This window comes from Bacillus safensis (assembly GCF_039619585.1).
GTDB classification, from domain to species: domain Bacteria; phylum Bacillota; class Bacilli; order Bacillales; family Bacillaceae; genus Bacillus; species Bacillus safensis.
This window is the reverse complement of the sequence record NZ_CP154909.1, coordinates 77,458-95,013: the sequence shown is the minus strand read 5'-3', so window position 1 is coordinate 95,013 and position 17,556 is coordinate 77,458. Positions and strand designations below refer to the sequence as shown.

The window sequence follows — 17,556 nt, the reverse complement described above, 5'->3', positions numbered from 1 at the left end:
AATGTTCATGCTTCACATTAGAATATAGGTTAAGTCCTCGATCTATTAGTATCTGTCAGCTCCACGTGTCACCACGCTTCCACCTCAGACCTATCAACCTGATCATCTTTCAGGGATCTTACTTCCTTGCGGAATGGGAAATCTCATCTTGAGGGGGGCTTCATGCTTAGATGCTTTCAGCACTTATCCCGTCCGCACATAGCTACCCAGCGATGCCCTTGGCAGAACAACTGGTACACCAGCGGTGCGTCCATCCCGGTCCTCTCGTACTAAGGACAGCTCCTCTCAAATTTCCTGCGCCCGCGACGGATAGGGACCGAACTGTCTCACGACGTTCTGAACCCAGCTCGCGTACCGCTTTAATGGGCGAACAGCCCAACCCTTGGGACCGACTACAGCCCCAGGATGCGATGAGCCGACATCGAGGTGCCAAACCTCCCCGTCGATGTGGACTCTTGGGGGAGATAAGCCTGTTATCCCCGGGGTAGCTTTTATCCGTTGAGCGATGGCCCTTCCATGCGGAACCACCGGATCACTAAGCCCGACTTTCGTCCCTGCTCGACTTGTAGGTCTCGCAGTCAAGCTCCCTTGTGCCTTTACACTCTGCGAATGATTTCCAACCATTCTGAGGGAACCTTTGGGCGCCTCCGTTACATTTTAGGAGGCGACCGCCCCAGTCAAACTGCCCACCTGACACTGTCTCCCTGCCCGATAAGGGCAGCGGGTTAGAAGGTCAATACAGCCAGGGTAGTATCCCACCGATGCCTCCACCGAAGCTAGCGCTCCGGTTTCCAAGGCTCCTACCTATCCTGTACAAGCTGTACCAACATTCAATATCAGGCTGCAGTAAAGCTCCACGGGGTCTTTCCGTCCTGTCGCGGGTAACCTGCATCTTCACAGGTACTATAATTTCACCGAGTCTCTCGTTGAGACAGTGCCCAGATCGTTGCGCCTTTCGTGCGGGTCGGAACTTACCCGACAAGGAATTTCGCTACCTTAGGACCGTTATAGTTACGGCCGCCGTTTACTGGGGCTTCAATTCGCACCTTCGCTTACGCTAAGCGCTCCTCTTAACCTTCCAGCACCGGGCAGGCGTCAGCCCCTATACTTCGCCTTACGGCTTCGCAGAGACCTGTGTTTTTGCTAAACAGTCGCCTGGGCCTATTCACTGCGGCTTCTCGGGGCTTTAACACCCTAAGAAGCACCCCTTCTCCCGAAGTTACGGGGTCATTTTGCCGAGTTCCTTAACGAGAGTTCTCTCGATCACCTTAGGATTCTCTCCTCGCCTACCTGTGTCGGTTTGCGGTACGGGCACCTCTCACCTCGCTAGAGGCTTTTCTTGGCAGTGTGGAATCAGGAACTTCGCTACTAAATTTCGCTCGCCATCACAGCTCAGCCTTTACGGGAAACGGATTTGCCTATTTCCCAGCCTAACTGCTTGGACGCGGATATCCAATACCGCGCTTACCCTATCCTCCTGCGTCCCCCCATTGCTCAAATGGTGAGGAGGTGGTACAGGAATATCAACCTGTTGTCCATCGCCTACGCCTTTCGGCCTCGGCTTAGGTCCCGACTAACCCTGAGCGGACGAGCCTTCCTCAGGAAACCTTAGGCATTCGGTGGACGGGATTCTCACCCGTCTTTCGCTACTCATACCGGCATTCTCACTTCTAAGCGCTCCACCAGTCCTTCCGGTCTGGCTTCACAGCCCTTAGAACGCTCTCCTACCACTGTTCGTAAGAACAGTCCGCAGCTTCGGTGATACGTTTAGCCCCGGTACATTTTCGGCGCAGAGTCACTCGACCAGTGAGCTATTACGCACTCTTTAAATGGTGGCTGCTTCTAAGCCAACATCCTGGTTGTCTAAGCAACTCCACATCCTTTTCCACTTAACGTATACTTTGGGACCTTAGCTGGCGGTCTGGGCTGTTTCCCTTTCGACTACGGATCTTATCACTCGCAGTCTGACTCCCAAGGATAAGTCATCGGCATTCGGAGTTTGACTGAATTCGGTAACCCGGTAGGGGCCCCTAGTCCAATCAGTGCTCTACCTCCGAGACTCTTACCTTGAGGCTAGCCCTAAAGCTATTTCGGAGAGAACCAGCTATCTCCAGGTTCGATTGGCATTTCACCCCTACCCACACCTCATCCCCGCACTTTTCAACGTGCGTGGGTTCGGGCCTCCATTCAGTGTTACCTGAACTTCACCCTGGACATGGGTAGATCACCTGGTTTCGGGTCTACGACCACGTACTCATGCGCCCTATTCAGACTCGCTTTCGCTGCGGCTCCGCATCTTCTGCTTAACCTTGCACGGGATCGTAACTCGCCGGTTCATTCTACAAAAGGCACGCCATCACCCGTTAACGGGCTCTGACTACTTGTAGGCACACGGTTTCAGGATCTATTTCACTCCCCTTCCGGGGTGCTTTTCACCTTTCCCTCACGGTACTGGTTCACTATCGGTCACTAGGGAGTATTTAGCCTTGGGAGATGGTCCTCCCGGATTCCGACGGAATTTCACGTGTTCCGCCGTACTCAGGATCCACTCTGGAGAGAACAACATTTCAGTTACAGGGCTGTTACCTTCTTTGGCGGGCCTTTCCAGACCTCTTCGCTTATATCGTTCCTTTGTAACTCCGTATAGAGTGTCCTACAACCCCAAGAGGCAAGCCTCTTGGTTTGGGCTGTTCCCGTTTCGCTCGCCGCTACTCAGGGAATCGCATTTGCTTTCTCTTCCTCCGGGTACTTAGATGTTTCAGTTCCCCGGGTATGCCTTCTCATACTCTATGTATTCAAGTATGGATACTACTCCATTACGAGCAGTGGGTTTCCCCATTCGGAAATCTCCGGATCAAAGCTTGCTTACAGCTCCCCGAAGCATATCGGTGTTCGTCCCGTCCTTCATCGGCTCCTAGTGCCAAGGCATCCACCGTGCGCCCTTTCTAACTTAACCATTTCTTACTTTAGAAAGAATCACTATGTGTGATGAACTTTGCATTGCATTCAATGTGAATGTATTACTTATTGTTATCTAGTTTTCAAAGAACAATCCTGTCTCGCTAGAGACATGTTTTGAAGGAATGATCCTTCAAAACTAAACAAGACGAAAACGTACGCTGCTCCATATATCCTTAGAAAGGAGGTGATCCAGCCGCACCTTCCGATACGGCTACCTTGTTACGACTTCACCCCAATCATCTGCCCCACCTTCGGCGGCTGGCTCCATAAAGGTTACCTCACCGACTTCGGGTGTTGCAAACTCTCGTGGTGTGACGGGCGGTGTGTACAAGGCCCGGGAACGTATTCACCGCGGCATGCTGATCCGCGATTACTAGCGATTCCAGCTTCACGCAGTCGAGTTGCAGACTGCGATCCGAACTGAGAACAGATTTATGGGATTGGCTAAACCTTGCGGTCTTGCAGCCCTTTGTTCTGTCCATTGTAGCACGTGTGTAGCCCAGGTCATAAGGGGCATGATGATTTGACGTCATCCCCACCTTCCTCCGGTTTGTCACCGGCAGTCACCTTAGAGTGCCCAACTGAATGCTGGCAACTAAGATCAAGGGTTGCGCTCGTTGCGGGACTTAACCCAACATCTCACGACACGAGCTGACGACAACCATGCACCACCTGTCACTCTGTCCCCGAAGGGAAAGCCCTATCTCTAGGGTTGTCAGAGGATGTCAAGACCTGGTAAGGTTCTTCGCGTTGCTTCGAATTAAACCACATGCTCCACCGCTTGTGCGGGCCCCCGTCAATTCCTTTGAGTTTCAGTCTTGCGACCGTACTCCCCAGGCGGAGTGCTTAATGCGTTAGCTGCAGCACTAAGGGGCGGAAACCCCCTAACACTTAGCACTCATCGTTTACGGCGTGGACTACCAGGGTATCTAATCCTGTTCGCTCCCCACGCTTTCGCTCCTCAGCGTCAGTTACAGACCAGAGAGTCGCCTTCGCCACTGGTGTTCCTCCACATCTCTACGCATTTCACCGCTACACGTGGAATTCCACTCTCCTCTTCTGCACTCAAGTTTCCCAGTTTCCAATGACCCTCCCCGGTTGAGCCGGGGGCTTTCACATCAGACTTAAGAAACCGCCTGCGAGCCCTTTACGCCCAATAATTCCGGACAACGCTTGCCACCTACGTATTACCGCGGCTGCTGGCACGTAGTTAGCCGTGGCTTTCTGGTTAGGTACCGTCAAGGTGCGAGCAGTTACTCTGGCACTTGTTCTTCCCTAACAACAGAGCTTTACGATCCGAAAACCTTCATCACTCACGCGGCGTTGCTCCGTCAGACTTTCGTCCATTGCGGAAGATTCCCTACTGCTGCCTCCCGTAGGAGTCTGGGCCGTGTCTCAGTCCCAGTGTGGCCGATCACCCTCTCAGGTCGGCTACGCATCGTCGCCTTGGTGAGCCATTACCCCACCAACTAGCTAATGCGCCGCGGGTCCATCTGTAAGTGACAGCCGAAACCGTCTTTCATCCTTGAACCATGCGGTTCAAGGAACTATCCGGTATTAGCTCCGGTTTCCCGGAGTTATCCCAGTCTTACAGGCAGGTTACCCACGTGTTACTCACCCGTCCGCCGCTAACATCCGGGAGCAAGCTCCCTTCTGTCCGCTCGACTTGCATGTATTAGGCACGCCGCCAGCGTTCGTCCTGAGCCAGGATCAAACTCTCCGAAAAAATACAAAACCGAAGTTTTGCTTTTCGCCAGTTTGACTGACTACCTATGAAGTTTCATAGGATTTTTTTATAAAAACTCGAATTAACAGGTACGTTTTGTCTTGTTTAGTTTTCAAAGATCATATTGGTGGAGCCTAGCGGGATCGAACCGCTGACCTCCTGCGTGCAAGGCAGGCGCTCTCCCAGCTGAGCTAAGGCCCCATAAAAGATGGTCGGGAAGACAGGATTCGAACCTGCGACCCCTTGGTCCCAAACCAAGTGCTCTACCAAGCTGAGCTACTTCCCGATCTTAATGGCGCGCCCGAGAGGAGTCGAACCCCTAACCTTTTGATCCGTAGTCAAACGCTCTATCCAATTGAGCTACGGGCGCTTATTTATAATGCCGAGGGCCGGACTTGAACCGGCACGGTAGTCACCTACCGCAGGATTTTAAGTCCTGTGTGTCTGCCAATTCCACCACCCCGGCGTGGATGGTATAAGCGGAAGACGGGATTCGAACCCGCGACCCCCACCTTGGCAAGGTGGTGTTCTACCACTGAACTACTTCCGCATTACAGGATTTCTTTATTTTATTTGGCAATGCGGGTGAAGGGACTTGAACCCCCACGTCATAAAGACACTAGATCCTAAGTCTAGCGCGTCTGCCAATTCCGCCACACCCGCATGAAACATGGTGAGCCATGAAGGACTCGAACCTTCGACCCTCTGATTAAAAGTCAGATGCTCTACCAACTGAGCTAATGGCTCGCTTTAAAAACGACTTGTCTATCTTACCATATGAAAGTGGTGCCGGCAAGAGGACTTGAACCCCCAACCTACTGATTACAAGTCAGTTGCTCTACCAGTTGAGCTACACCGGCTTTATCTATCCTAACATTATGTAAGAATAAATATGGTGGAGGATGACGGGCTCGAACCGCCGACCCTCTGCTTGTAAGGCAGATGCTCTCCCAGCTGAGCTAATCCTCCATATTGTGTCGTTTCGAAGTGTCTCTCGATCTGACAAATAGTATTATATAACGATAAGATATTGTTTGTAAAGACTTTTTTAAAATAATTTTTGAATTTATTTTAAAGCTGTTTTTTCACCTTTTCGTTAAGGCACCTAAAGAATTTTACCACTTGTCTCATCATTTTAAAAGCCTTTTTTTCATTTTTTTATGTTTTTTTGTTAAAAAGAGCGCTTATATGGCTCTATCATTGCAAATACAGCAATTTCGAAGCTTTCATATCCTTGTTTTATTTCATATATCTCTGGATAAAAAACATCCAAAAAAGAAATTCTATTATTATTTTATTTTTCTGAGAAATCTTTTTTGCCTAAAAAAGTGTAAAAATAATTACTGGTCTTTACTATTTTTCAACAAATCGTTTCACATTAATTTTTCTGCTGCTTCAAACACTCAACAGTCTTATCATCGATATAAAGTTTTACCAGGAGAATTAATATTAGTATTGTTTCTTTCTCCTTTTAAGTTAAAAATTTAGCAATAGCTGACTATCCCCTTTGGGGTGAGGGTGCCTTTCTATCTCGTGACCCTGTACATCACCTCTTTACGTCTATTTAGTCCAAGGAGAGGTTTTCTATGCTTTTAATGACCCTTGATAATTTGAGCTGCTGGTTCATATGATGACTGAAGTGTTAAATTGAAGGAACAACGTATTCTCACTTTACGAACCTATTATATAGAAGCAAGTCATTCAAAAACACAAAAAAGACCAGTTCCGACTGGAACTGATCCTAATAGAAGCTTGGCGGCGTCCTACTCTCACAGGGGGAAACCCCCAACTACCATCGGCGCTGAAGAGCTTAACTTCCGTGTTCGGTATGGGAACGGGTGTGACCTCTTCGCTATCGCCACCAAACCTGATGGAGAGAATGTTCTCTCAAAACTAAATAACAATGTTCAAACTTCACATTAGAATATAGGTTAAGTCCTCGATCTATTAGTATCTGTCAGCTCCACGTGTCACCACGCTTCCACCTCAGACCTATCAACCTGATCATCTTTCAGGGATCTTACTTCCTTGCGGAATGGGAAATCTCATCTTGAGGGGGGCTTCATGCTTAGATGCTTTCAGCACTTATCCCGTCCGCACATAGCTACCCAGCGATGCCCTTGGCAGAACAACTGGTACACCAGCGGTGCGTCCATCCCGGTCCTCTCGTACTAAGGACAGCTCCTCTCAAATTTCCTGCGCCCGCGACGGATAGGGACCGAACTGTCTCACGACGTTCTGAACCCAGCTCGCGTACCGCTTTAATGGGCGAACAGCCCAACCCTTGGGACCGACTACAGCCCCAGGATGCGATGAGCCGACATCGAGGTGCCAAACCTCCCCGTCGATGTGGACTCTTGGGGGAGATAAGCCTGTTATCCCCGGGGTAGCTTTTATCCGTTGAGCGATGGCCCTTCCATGCGGAACCACCGGATCACTAAGCCCGACTTTCGTCCCTGCTCGACTTGTAGGTCTCGCAGTCAAGCTCCCTTGTGCCTTTACACTCTGCGAATGATTTCCAACCATTCTGAGGGAACCTTTGGGCGCCTCCGTTACATTTTAGGAGGCGACCGCCCCAGTCAAACTGCCCACCTGACACTGTCTCCCTGCCCGATAAGGGCAGCGGGTTAGAAGGTCAATACAGCCAGGGTAGTATCCCACCGATGCCTCCACCGAAGCTAGCGCTCCGGTTTCCAAGGCTCCTACCTATCCTGTACAAGCTGTACCAACATTCAATATCAGGCTGCAGTAAAGCTCCACGGGGTCTTTCCGTCCTGTCGCGGGTAACCTGCATCTTCACAGGTACTATAATTTCACCGAGTCTCTCGTTGAGACAGTGCCCAGATCGTTGCGCCTTTCGTGCGGGTCGGAACTTACCCGACAAGGAATTTCGCTACCTTAGGACCGTTATAGTTACGGCCGCCGTTTACTGGGGCTTCAATTCGCACCTTCGCTTACGCTAAGCGCTCCTCTTAACCTTCCAGCACCGGGCAGGCGTCAGCCCCTATACTTCGCCTTACGGCTTCGCAGAGACCTGTGTTTTTGCTAAACAGTCGCCTGGGCCTATTCACTGCGGCTTCTCGGGGCTTTAACACCCTAAGAAGCACCCCTTCTCCCGAAGTTACGGGGTCATTTTGCCGAGTTCCTTAACGAGAGTTCTCTCGATCACCTTAGGATTCTCTCCTCGCCTACCTGTGTCGGTTTGCGGTACGGGCACCTCTCACCTCGCTAGAGGCTTTTCTTGGCAGTGTGGAATCAGGAACTTCGCTACTAAATTTCGCTCGCCATCACAGCTCAGCCTTTACGGGAAACGGATTTGCCTATTTCCCAGCCTAACTGCTTGGACGCGGATATCCAATACCGCGCTTACCCTATCCTCCTGCGTCCCCCCATTGCTCAAATGGTGAGGAGGTGGTACAGGAATATCAACCTGTTGTCCATCGCCTACGCCTTTCGGCCTCGGCTTAGGTCCCGACTAACCCTGAGCGGACGAGCCTTCCTCAGGAAACCTTAGGCATTCGGTGGACGGGATTCTCACCCGTCTTTCGCTACTCATACCGGCATTCTCACTTCTAAGCGCTCCACCAGTCCTTCCGGTCTGGCTTCACAGCCCTTAGAACGCTCTCCTACCACTGTTCGTAAGAACAGTCCGCAGCTTCGGTGATACGTTTAGCCCCGGTACATTTTCGGCGCAGAGTCACTCGACCAGTGAGCTATTACGCACTCTTTAAATGGTGGCTGCTTCTAAGCCAACATCCTGGTTGTCTAAGCAACTCCACATCCTTTTCCACTTAACGTATACTTTGGGACCTTAGCTGGCGGTCTGGGCTGTTTCCCTTTCGACTACGGATCTTATCACTCGCAGTCTGACTCCCAAGGATAAGTCATCGGCATTCGGAGTTTGACTGAATTCGGTAACCCGGTAGGGGCCCCTAGTCCAATCAGTGCTCTACCTCCGAGACTCTTACCTTGAGGCTAGCCCTAAAGCTATTTCGGAGAGAACCAGCTATCTCCAGGTTCGATTGGCATTTCACCCCTACCCACACCTCATCCCCGCACTTTTCAACGTGCGTGGGTTCGGGCCTCCATTCAGTGTTACCTGAACTTCACCCTGGACATGGGTAGATCACCTGGTTTCGGGTCTACGACCACGTACTCATGCGCCCTATTCAGACTCGCTTTCGCTGCGGCTCCGCATCTTCTGCTTAACCTTGCACGGGATCGTAACTCGCCGGTTCATTCTACAAAAGGCACGCCATCACCCGTTAACGGGCTCTGACTACTTGTAGGCACACGGTTTCAGGATCTATTTCACTCCCCTTCCGGGGTGCTTTTCACCTTTCCCTCACGGTACTGGTTCACTATCGGTCACTAGGGAGTATTTAGCCTTGGGAGATGGTCCTCCCGGATTCCGACGGAATTTCACGTGTTCCGCCGTACTCAGGATCCACTCTGGAGAGAACAACATTTCAGTTACAGGGCTGTTACCTTCTTTGGCGGGCCTTTCCAGACCTCTTCGCTTATATCGTTCCTTTGTAACTCCGTATAGAGTGTCCTACAACCCCAAGAGGCAAGCCTCTTGGTTTGGGCTGTTCCCGTTTCGCTCGCCGCTACTCAGGGAATCGCATTTGCTTTCTCTTCCTCCGGGTACTTAGATGTTTCAGTTCCCCGGGTATGCCTTCTCATACTCTATGTATTCAAGTATGGATACTACTCCATTACGAGCAGTGGGTTTCCCCATTCGGAAATCTCCGGATCAAAGCTTGCTTACAGCTCCCCGAAGCATATCGGTGTTCGTCCCGTCCTTCATCGGCTCCTAGTGCCAAGGCATCCACCGTGCGCCCTTTCTAACTTAACCATTTCTTACTTTAGAAAGAATCACTATGTGTGATGAACTTTGCATTGCATTCAATGTGAATGTATTACTTATTGTTATCTAGTTTTCAAAGAACAATCCTGTCTCGCTAGAGACATGTTTTGAAGGAATGATCCTTCAAAACTAAACAAGACGAAAACGTACGCTGCTCCATATATCCTTAGAAAGGAGGTGATCCAGCCGCACCTTCCGATACGGCTACCTTGTTACGACTTCACCCCAATCATCTGCCCCACCTTCGGCGGCTGGCTCCATAAAGGTTACCTCACCGACTTCGGGTGTTGCAAACTCTCGTGGTGTGACGGGCGGTGTGTACAAGGCCCGGGAACGTATTCACCGCGGCATGCTGATCCGCGATTACTAGCGATTCCAGCTTCACGCAGTCGAGTTGCAGACTGCGATCCGAACTGAGAACAGATTTATGGGATTGGCTAAACCTTGCGGTCTTGCAGCCCTTTGTTCTGTCCATTGTAGCACGTGTGTAGCCCAGGTCATAAGGGGCATGATGATTTGACGTCATCCCCACCTTCCTCCGGTTTGTCACCGGCAGTCACCTTAGAGTGCCCAACTGAATGCTGGCAACTAAGATCAAGGGTTGCGCTCGTTGCGGGACTTAACCCAACATCTCACGACACGAGCTGACGACAACCATGCACCACCTGTCACTCTGTCCCCGAAGGGAAAGCCCTATCTCTAGGGTTGTCAGAGGATGTCAAGACCTGGTAAGGTTCTTCGCGTTGCTTCGAATTAAACCACATGCTCCACCGCTTGTGCGGGCCCCCGTCAATTCCTTTGAGTTTCAGTCTTGCGACCGTACTCCCCAGGCGGAGTGCTTAATGCGTTAGCTGCAGCACTAAGGGGCGGAAACCCCCTAACACTTAGCACTCATCGTTTACGGCGTGGACTACCAGGGTATCTAATCCTGTTCGCTCCCCACGCTTTCGCTCCTCAGCGTCAGTTACAGACCAGAGAGTCGCCTTCGCCACTGGTGTTCCTCCACATCTCTACGCATTTCACCGCTACACGTGGAATTCCACTCTCCTCTTCTGCACTCAAGTTTCCCAGTTTCCAATGACCCTCCCCGGTTGAGCCGGGGGCTTTCACATCAGACTTAAGAAACCGCCTGCGAGCCCTTTACGCCCAATAATTCCGGACAACGCTTGCCACCTACGTATTACCGCGGCTGCTGGCACGTAGTTAGCCGTGGCTTTCTGGTTAGGTACCGTCAAGGTGCGAGCAGTTACTCTCGCACTTGTTCTTCCCTAACAACAGAGCTTTACGATCCGAAAACCTTCATCACTCACGCGGCGTTGCTCCGTCAGACTTTCGTCCATTGCGGAAGATTCCCTACTGCTGCCTCCCGTAGGAGTCTGGGCCGTGTCTCAGTCCCAGTGTGGCCGATCACCCTCTCAGGTCGGCTACGCATCGTCGCCTTGGTGAGCCATTACCCCACCAACTAGCTAATGCGCCGCGGGTCCATCTGTAAGTGACAGCCGAAACCGTCTTTCATCCTTGAACCATGCGGTTCAAGGAACTATCCGGTATTAGCTCCGGTTTCCCGGAGTTATCCCAGTCTTACAGGCAGGTTACCCACGTGTTACTCACCCGTCCGCCGCTAACATCCGGGAGCAAGCTCCCTTCTGTCCGCTCGACTTGCATGTATTAGGCACGCCGCCAGCGTTCGTCCTGAGCCAGGATCAAACTCTCCGAAAAAATACAAAACCGAAGTTTTGCTTTTCGCCAGTTTGACTGACTACCTATGAAGTTTCATAGGATTTTTTTATAAAAACTCGAATTAACAGGTACGTTTTGTCTTGTTTAGTTTTCAAAGATCATTTTCGTTATCGCTCGTAAGCGACTTTAATATCTTAACATTTTGCGTCGGTTAAAGTCAAGAACTTTTTTCAATTTCTTTTTTTAACCTCGTTGCTGTTTTGCGGCAACGAATAATAATATACCATCTGTATTCTTTCCTTGCAATAGTTTTTTTAAAAAAAGTTTCATTTTATGAAAAATAAAAAGCGCCATAGATAAAATGGCGCTTTGATTGATGTATTAGCGGTTTCTCATTTGCGGGAAAAGCAGTACATCTCTAATTGACGGAGAATTTGTTAAAAGCATGATTAATCGGTCGATCCCGATTCCTAAACCACCTGTTGGAGGCATGCCGTATTCTAATGCTTCAACAAAATCGTCATCCATTAGGTGTGCTTCGTCATTTCCTTCTTCACGTTCTTTTAATTGAGCTTCAAAGCGTTCTCTTTGATCGATTGGATCGTTTAGCTCTGTGAATGCATTTGCATGCTCACGGCGTACGATAAACAGCTCAAAGCGATCTGTGAAGCGAGGGTCTTCAGGATTTTTCTTAGCTAATGGAGAAATCTCCACTGGATGTCCGTAAATGAATGTAGGCTGAACCAATGTTTCTTCTACTTTTTGCTCGAAGAACTCATTGATAATATGACCTACTGTCATATTTTTCGTGATTTCAACACCATGATCGGCAGCATGCTGTTTTGCTTCTTCTACAGACATCTCCTGCCAGAAGTCTACACCTGTTGCTTCTTTGACCGCTTCAACCATATGCAGTCTCTTCCATTCAGGTTTGAGATCAATTTCATCTTCTCCATATTGAATGGTTGTTGTTCCCAGCACCTCTTGGGCAATATGAGCAATCAAGTTTTCAGTCAGATTCATAATGTCTTTGTAGTCTGCGTATGCTTCATACAGCTCAATCATAGTGAATTCTGGGTTGTGGCGAGTTGATACACCTTCGTTACGGAAAACGCGGCCAATCTCGTATACTTTCTCTAGACCACCGACAATTAGGCGTTTTAAGTGCAGCTCGATCGCAATACGCATATAAAGCGGCATATCAAGTGCATTGTGATGAGTAATGAAAGGACGCGCCGATGCACCACCAGGAATGCTGTGCATTGTTGGTGTTTCAACTTCTAAGTATCCTTTAGAATCTAAGTATCTTCTCATGGATTGAATGATTTTGCTTCGCATAATAAACGTCTGCTTACTTTCTGGATTTACAATGAGGTCCAGGTAGCGCTGACGATAGCGTTGTTCAACATCTTTTAATCCATGATATTTATCAGGAAGCGGGCGAAGTGCTTTTGTCAGAACCTCAAAGCTAGTCGCTTTAATAGAAAGTTCTCCTACATTAGTTTTAAAAACAGTTCCTGTTACACCAATGATATCGCCTAGGTCTGAGCTTTTGAATAATTCATAAGCTTCTTCCCCTACACTATCTTTACGAACATAGATTTGAATTTGTCCTTCTAGGTCTTGAATATGCGCAAAGCCAGCTTTTCCTTTTCCGCGCTTTGTCATCATACGACCAGCGATTGTTACTTGAGCCGCTTTTCCTTCTAAGTCTTCTTTAGAAAACTCGTCATATTCAGCGATAATTTGCGCAGATTGATGAGAACGGTCATATCGTTCACCGAATGGATCGATACCCTCTTCTCTCATTTTATTCATTTTGTCACGTCTGACCTGGAATTGGTCATTTAATTCTTCGTTATTAAGCCCTTCATTACTCATTTATATCACTCCAATAATGTATTTTGCAGAGAAAAGCAGAAAAACTGCCAGTACATGCACTAGCAGTGAGCTACAAAAAGAAAGATAGTCTTATCCTACTTTTATACTTTGAAGCTCTTTTGCCTCGGCTTCGATCGTAAAGTCATCAAGAACTTGTACAAGCTCCGCTCTCGTTTCACTTTGATTGATTTGGTTTCTTACGTCAGCGTTGCCGCGGACCCCTTTTAAGTACCATGCTGCATGCTTTCTCATTTCTCTAACAGCGACATGCTCGCCTTTCAGGTCAATGAGTCTGTCTAAGTGAAGTTTGCACACTGACATTTTCTCACGCACGTTTGGCTCTTCTTTCAGTTCACCCGTTTCTAAATAATGAACCGTTCGATAAATCATCCACGGGTTTCCAAGTGCGGCTCTTCCGATCATAACAGCGTCCACACCTGTTTCATCAAGCATACGTTTTGCATCTTGAGGGGTTTTGACATCGCCATTGCCGATGACAGGAATTGAAACAGATTGTTTAACCTCTTTAATAATATCCCAATTCGCTGTTCCTTCGTACATTTGCACGCGTGTCCGTCCGTGAAGCGCAACCGCTTGTCCACCAGCTCGTTCAACAGCACGGGCATTGTCGATAGCAAAGATATGGTCTTCGTCCCAGCCCATTCTCATTTTCACTGTAACTGGTTTGTCTACAGCTTCTACGACAGCAGAGACCATTTCATAAATCTTGTTTGGATCAAGGAGCCATTTCGCTCCTGCATCACATTTCGTAATCTTTGGTACAGGACAGCCCATGTTGATATCAATAATATCAGCTGTGGTATTCTGGTCTACGAACTTTGCCGCTTCGACGAGTGTATCTTTTTCCCCTCCAAATATCTGAAGGCTCAAAGGCTTTTCCCGTTCATCAATGTATAGCATACCCATTGTTCTCGCGTTGTTGATCAGGATCGCTTTGTCACTGACCATTTCAGCGCAGACTAAGCCCGCTCCAAACTCTTTCACCGTCAGTCTGAAGGCAGAGTTGCACACACCAGCCATTGGTGCGAGCACTACTTTGTTTTTAATCTCGATATCCCCGATTTTAAACATTTTTCCCCCTCCTTTCTTCTTCAAGAATTGGCGAAAGTTCTTCCACCGTTATATTTAAAGCATCTGCTATTTGACCAACCAATTGGTTTGTTGGTAATCGATTGCCTCGCTCAATTTCTCCTAAAACAGAGACAGAGATGCCTAGTCTTTTCGCGAACCCTTCCTGAGTATACCCTTTTAGCTTTCGGTATGCACGAATTCTTCTACCCCACATGTCTTTTTCCATATGCTTACACCTTCTTGGTCTGTTACGGCATTTATTTGTACTTCGCCGATTTCTGGGCAAATCTCACTCATCGGGACAAGAACGAATAAACGTTCGTACATTCTGGGATGCGGCACTACAAGTTGTTCTGTTTCAATATTTTCACGATTATAAAGTAAAATGTCAAGGTCAGCCGTTCGCGGTCCCCATCTCACTTCTCTTGTTCTGCCTAACTCCTGCTCGATTTTCTGAGTAAGAGACAGTAGTTCCTCCGGACGAAGTGAAGTGGTAATTTTCACGGCCATGTTTAAAAAGTCATCTTGGTTTTCATAGCCTACAGGTGCTGTTTCATATATCGATGAGATTAATTCCACTTGAACCTCTGGATGTTCATGCAGTTTTTTGACGGCTTCTTTTAAATAGGTTTCTTTTTTACCTATGTTTGAGCCTAATGCGATGTATGCTGTATTGTTCATGTGCGCGATCTCGTCATTTCAATTGCAACGGACTGATAATGTCCTGGAATTGGGGGATCTGGTTTGATCACCTTCACTGTACATTCCTGAACTGTCGGAAAGTCCTTTAACACTTGGTTTGCAATTCTTTCTGTCAGTGTTTCAACAAGATTGACCGGCTCGCCTTCTACAATGCTTTTGCAGATTTGGTAAAGCTCAGCATAGTTGATGGTCTCATTGAGGTCATCAGTTTGTCCGGCTTTACTTAAATCAAGTGAAGCTGTTAAGTCCACGCGGAATCGCTGCCCCAGTTTATTTTCTTCTGCAAATACACCGTGGTACCCGTAAAATTCCATTCCGCTTACATATACTTTATCGATGATAAGCGCCTCCCTTATTCAGCATGGCATCCATCATTTTTGCCATTCTTGCTATTTCTTTGACATCATGTACACGGACCATCGCACTGCCCTTTTGAATCCCAAGGCAGACCGTCGCACCTGTTCCTTCAGTACGTTCTTCAGGCGGCAGGTCTAAGACAGCACCAATGAATCGTTTTCGAGATGTAGCCAGCAGCAGTGGATACCCAAGGTGACAAAAATGTTCGAGTTCATTCATGACCTTCAGGTTGTCCTCTTTATTTTTCGCAAATCCTACACCTGGATCTAATATGATCATGTCATCACGGACACACGCTTGCTGGGCAATTTGGACACTTTCTTTCAAATCGGCGATCATATCTGAAATCAGATGTGTGTAGTTTCGTTCTGGCCGATTGTGCATTAAAATGATTGGGACATTGTGCTTCGCCGCCACATGTGCCATTTGGGGATCTGCCTTCGCTCCCCATACATCATTAATGATGGAGGCTCCAGCTTTCACCGCTTCATCTGCAACACGGGCTTTATACGTATCAATAGAGATAGGGATATCTAATTCTTTTGTGATTTTCTCAATGACAGGAATGACCCTTGAAAGCTCCTCTTCTTCCGAGACAAGTGCCGCTCCCGGGCGAGTCGATTCTCCGCCAATATCAATAATATGCGCCCCGTCTTCTATCAGCTGCGCTGCATGAGCCAGCGCTTTATCTACTTGATTAAACTTTCCTCCATCTGAAAAAGAGTCAGGAGTGACATTTAAAATGCCCATGACCAATGTCTTTTCTTCATAACTAAGGGTGTGATGCTTGGCCTGAATGATTTTAGGCTGTTTTATCAATTGTTGTGTCATTGTGTCCACCTACTCTTTATGGTCTTGACGTTCTTTTGTGTATTGCATTCTTAACTTTGTTGAGATGATCCGGCTGTTTGTGGGCAAGTGGATGTCTCCTATACACCCGAAAGGTACAACTCCCTGAACAGAATTGGTCATCCATGCCTCATCAGCTGAGAGCAAATGTGAGACTGGGTATCGTCCTTCCTTTAGCGAGACCCCCATCGCGTGGAGCGTTTCCATACAGTATCGACGAGTGACCCCATTTAAAATGCCTGTATCAAGTGACGGTGTATAGACCACATCATCTTTTCGCCAAAATACATTCGAGGTAATGCCTTCTGCCACATCATCTTCTTTTGTTAAAAAGATGCCTTCTAACGCCGGGTCGTTCCCCACTTCTCTTTTCGCGAGCAGGTTGTTCATATAGTGATGAGACTTGAGGCGCCTTGGCCCTTCCGGTGTGTTCCTTCTTGTTTGAAGAACGAATCCCTTTTTCTCATCCAAAATAATTTCTGGACGGAATGGAGAGATCATGACAAAAACGACAGGCTCTTCATAAGGGTCTGCAGAAAACCCATTGCCTCTGCCCGCAGAAACATTCAAGCGAATTCTCGCATGGCCGCCGGCTATTTGGTTTTTATTTAGTAAAGTATGAATGATGTCGAGTACAAATGGTTTCTCTATTGTGGATTCGATGCAAAGGTCACGTAATGATTGATTGAGCCTTTCAAGATGCCAATCTAACAGGAAGACTTGTCCTGCCAGGCTGGTAAATGTTTCGAATACACCGATGCCATATAGAAAACCATGATCAAAAGGAGAAAGAGTCGCGTCTTTCTCCTCTATATACTGACCGTTCAGATAAATGATCATGCGTTTACTTCATGCCCCTTTTTACGATAGGTTTCAATGAAATTTTTCAGCATTTCTTTGCCGAAGGACGTCATAATCGATTCAGGATGGAATTGCACACTTTCAATCGGCAGTTCTTTATGACGAATCGCCATGAGCTCGCCTTCCTTTGTGCTGGCTGTTGCGTCAAAGCACTCTGGCAGCGTCTCGTTTTTGACAATTAATGAATGATATCTCGTTGCGACGAGCGGATTTTGAAGTCCTGTGAAAACACCTTTTCCATCATGTTTAATCTCTGACGTTTTACCGTGCATTAGGCGCTCTGCTCGAACGACATCCCCGCCAAAGACTTGCGCGATGGATTGGTGACCTAGACACACACCGAAGATTGGAATGCTTCCTGCAAAGTGCTTGATCGCCTCCATACTAATTCCCGCTTCATCAGGACTGCATGGTCCTGGAGAAATCATGAGAAAATCCGGCTTGAGCTCTTCAATTTCTTGAATGGTTACTTGATCATTCCGTTTCACGATCAATTCTTCTCCAAGCTCACCTAAATACTGGACCAGGTTGTACGTAAATGAATCATAATTATCAATCATTAAAATCATACTCTGCT

At 48.0% G+C, this 17,556-nt stretch carries 8 protein-coding genes, 9 tRNA genes and 5 rRNA genes; all 22 read right to left on the bottom strand.

Features of this window, described 5'->3' with window-relative positions:
- Positions 1–25 precede the first annotated feature (25 nt).
- A 23S ribosomal RNA gene (locus AAYR28_RS00525) occupies positions 26–2,956 on the bottom strand.
- Positions 2,957–3,138: 182 nt separating this feature from the next.
- Positions 3,139–4,687 (bottom strand): 16S ribosomal RNA (locus tag AAYR28_RS00520).
- A gap of 125 nt (positions 4,688–4,812) precedes the next feature.
- Positions 4,813–4,888: transfer RNA gene (locus AAYR28_RS00515), tRNA-Ala, on the bottom strand.
- A gap of 8 nt (positions 4,889–4,896) precedes the next feature.
- Positions 4,897–4,973, bottom strand: a tRNA-Pro gene (locus AAYR28_RS00510).
- Between the two features lie 7 nt (positions 4,974–4,980).
- Positions 4,981–5,057: transfer RNA gene (locus AAYR28_RS00505), tRNA-Arg, on the bottom strand.
- Between the two features lie 10 nt (positions 5,058–5,067).
- A tRNA-Leu gene (locus tag AAYR28_RS00500) sits at positions 5,068–5,153 on the bottom strand.
- Between the two features lie 12 nt (positions 5,154–5,165).
- A tRNA-Gly gene (locus tag AAYR28_RS00495) sits at positions 5,166–5,237 on the bottom strand.
- A gap of 30 nt (positions 5,238–5,267) precedes the next feature.
- Positions 5,268–5,350: transfer RNA gene (locus AAYR28_RS00490), tRNA-Leu, on the bottom strand.
- A gap of 8 nt (positions 5,351–5,358) precedes the next feature.
- Positions 5,359–5,434, bottom strand: a tRNA-Lys gene (locus AAYR28_RS00485).
- A 37-nt stretch (positions 5,435–5,471) separates the two neighbouring features.
- Positions 5,472–5,547, bottom strand: a tRNA-Thr gene (locus tag AAYR28_RS00480).
- A 33-nt stretch (positions 5,548–5,580) separates the two neighbouring features.
- Positions 5,581–5,656 (bottom strand) — tRNA-Val (locus tag AAYR28_RS00475).
- Positions 5,657–6,437: 781 nt separating this feature from the next.
- Positions 6,438–6,553, bottom strand: a 5S ribosomal RNA gene (rrf, locus tag AAYR28_RS00470).
- Between the two features lie 61 nt (positions 6,554–6,614).
- Positions 6,615–9,545 (bottom strand): 23S ribosomal RNA (locus AAYR28_RS00465).
- Positions 9,546–9,727: 182 nt separating this feature from the next.
- A 16S ribosomal RNA gene (locus AAYR28_RS00460) occupies positions 9,728–11,276 on the bottom strand.
- Together the 16S, 23S and 5S rRNA genes with 9 tRNA genes alongside form the textbook arrangement of a ribosomal RNA operon.
- A gap of 342 nt (positions 11,277–11,618) precedes the next feature.
- The gene (gene lysS, locus AAYR28_RS00455) at positions 11,619–13,118 is read right to left on the bottom strand and encodes a lysine--tRNA ligase (RefSeq protein ID WP_034284259.1); all 1,500 of its coding nucleotides are present in this window, start codon (positions 13,116–13,118) and stop codon (positions 11,619–11,621) included.
- A gap of 90 nt (positions 13,119–13,208) precedes the next feature.
- Positions 13,209–14,210, bottom strand: coding sequence for a tRNA dihydrouridine synthase DusB (dusB, locus tag AAYR28_RS00450; protein WP_024425662.1), 1,002 nt, complete (start codon positions 14,208–14,210; stop codon positions 13,209–13,211).
- The gene (locus tag AAYR28_RS00445; RefSeq protein ID WP_024425661.1) at positions 14,203–14,436 is read right to left on the bottom strand and encodes a helix-turn-helix domain-containing protein; all 234 of its coding nucleotides are present in this window, start codon (positions 14,434–14,436) and stop codon (positions 14,203–14,205) included. The genes dusB and AAYR28_RS00445 overlap by 8 nt, the downstream gene beginning before the upstream one ends.
- Entirely contained in the window at positions 14,388–14,891 is a 504-nt protein-coding gene (gene folK / locus AAYR28_RS00440; RefSeq protein ID WP_024425660.1) for a 2-amino-4-hydroxy-6-hydroxymethyldihydropteridine diphosphokinase, read from the bottom strand. Before folK ends, AAYR28_RS00445 begins: the two co-directional genes overlap by 49 nt.
- Positions 14,888–15,250 (bottom strand): dihydroneopterin aldolase, encoded by a 363-nt coding sequence (folB, locus tag AAYR28_RS00435; RefSeq protein WP_111926617.1) that lies wholly within the window; start codon positions 15,248–15,250, stop codon positions 14,888–14,890. The genes folK and folB overlap by 4 nt, the downstream gene beginning before the upstream one ends.
- On the bottom strand, positions 15,243–16,100 hold the full coding sequence (gene folP / locus AAYR28_RS00430; protein WP_120206873.1) for a dihydropteroate synthase: 858 nt from the start codon (positions 16,098–16,100) through the stop codon (positions 15,243–15,245). The genes folB and folP overlap by 8 nt, the downstream gene beginning before the upstream one ends.
- Before the next feature lie 9 nt (positions 16,101–16,109).
- On the bottom strand, positions 16,110–16,958 hold the full coding sequence (gene pabC / locus AAYR28_RS00425; protein ID WP_120206874.1) for an aminodeoxychorismate lyase: 849 nt from the start codon (positions 16,956–16,958) through the stop codon (positions 16,110–16,112).
- Positions 16,955–17,548, bottom strand: a complete 594-nt coding sequence (gene pabA / locus AAYR28_RS00420) for an aminodeoxychorismate/anthranilate synthase component II (RefSeq protein WP_024425656.1) — start codon at positions 17,546–17,548, stop codon at positions 16,955–16,957. Before pabA ends, pabC begins: the two co-directional genes overlap by 4 nt.
- Between the last annotated feature and the right edge of the window lie 8 nt (positions 17,549–17,556).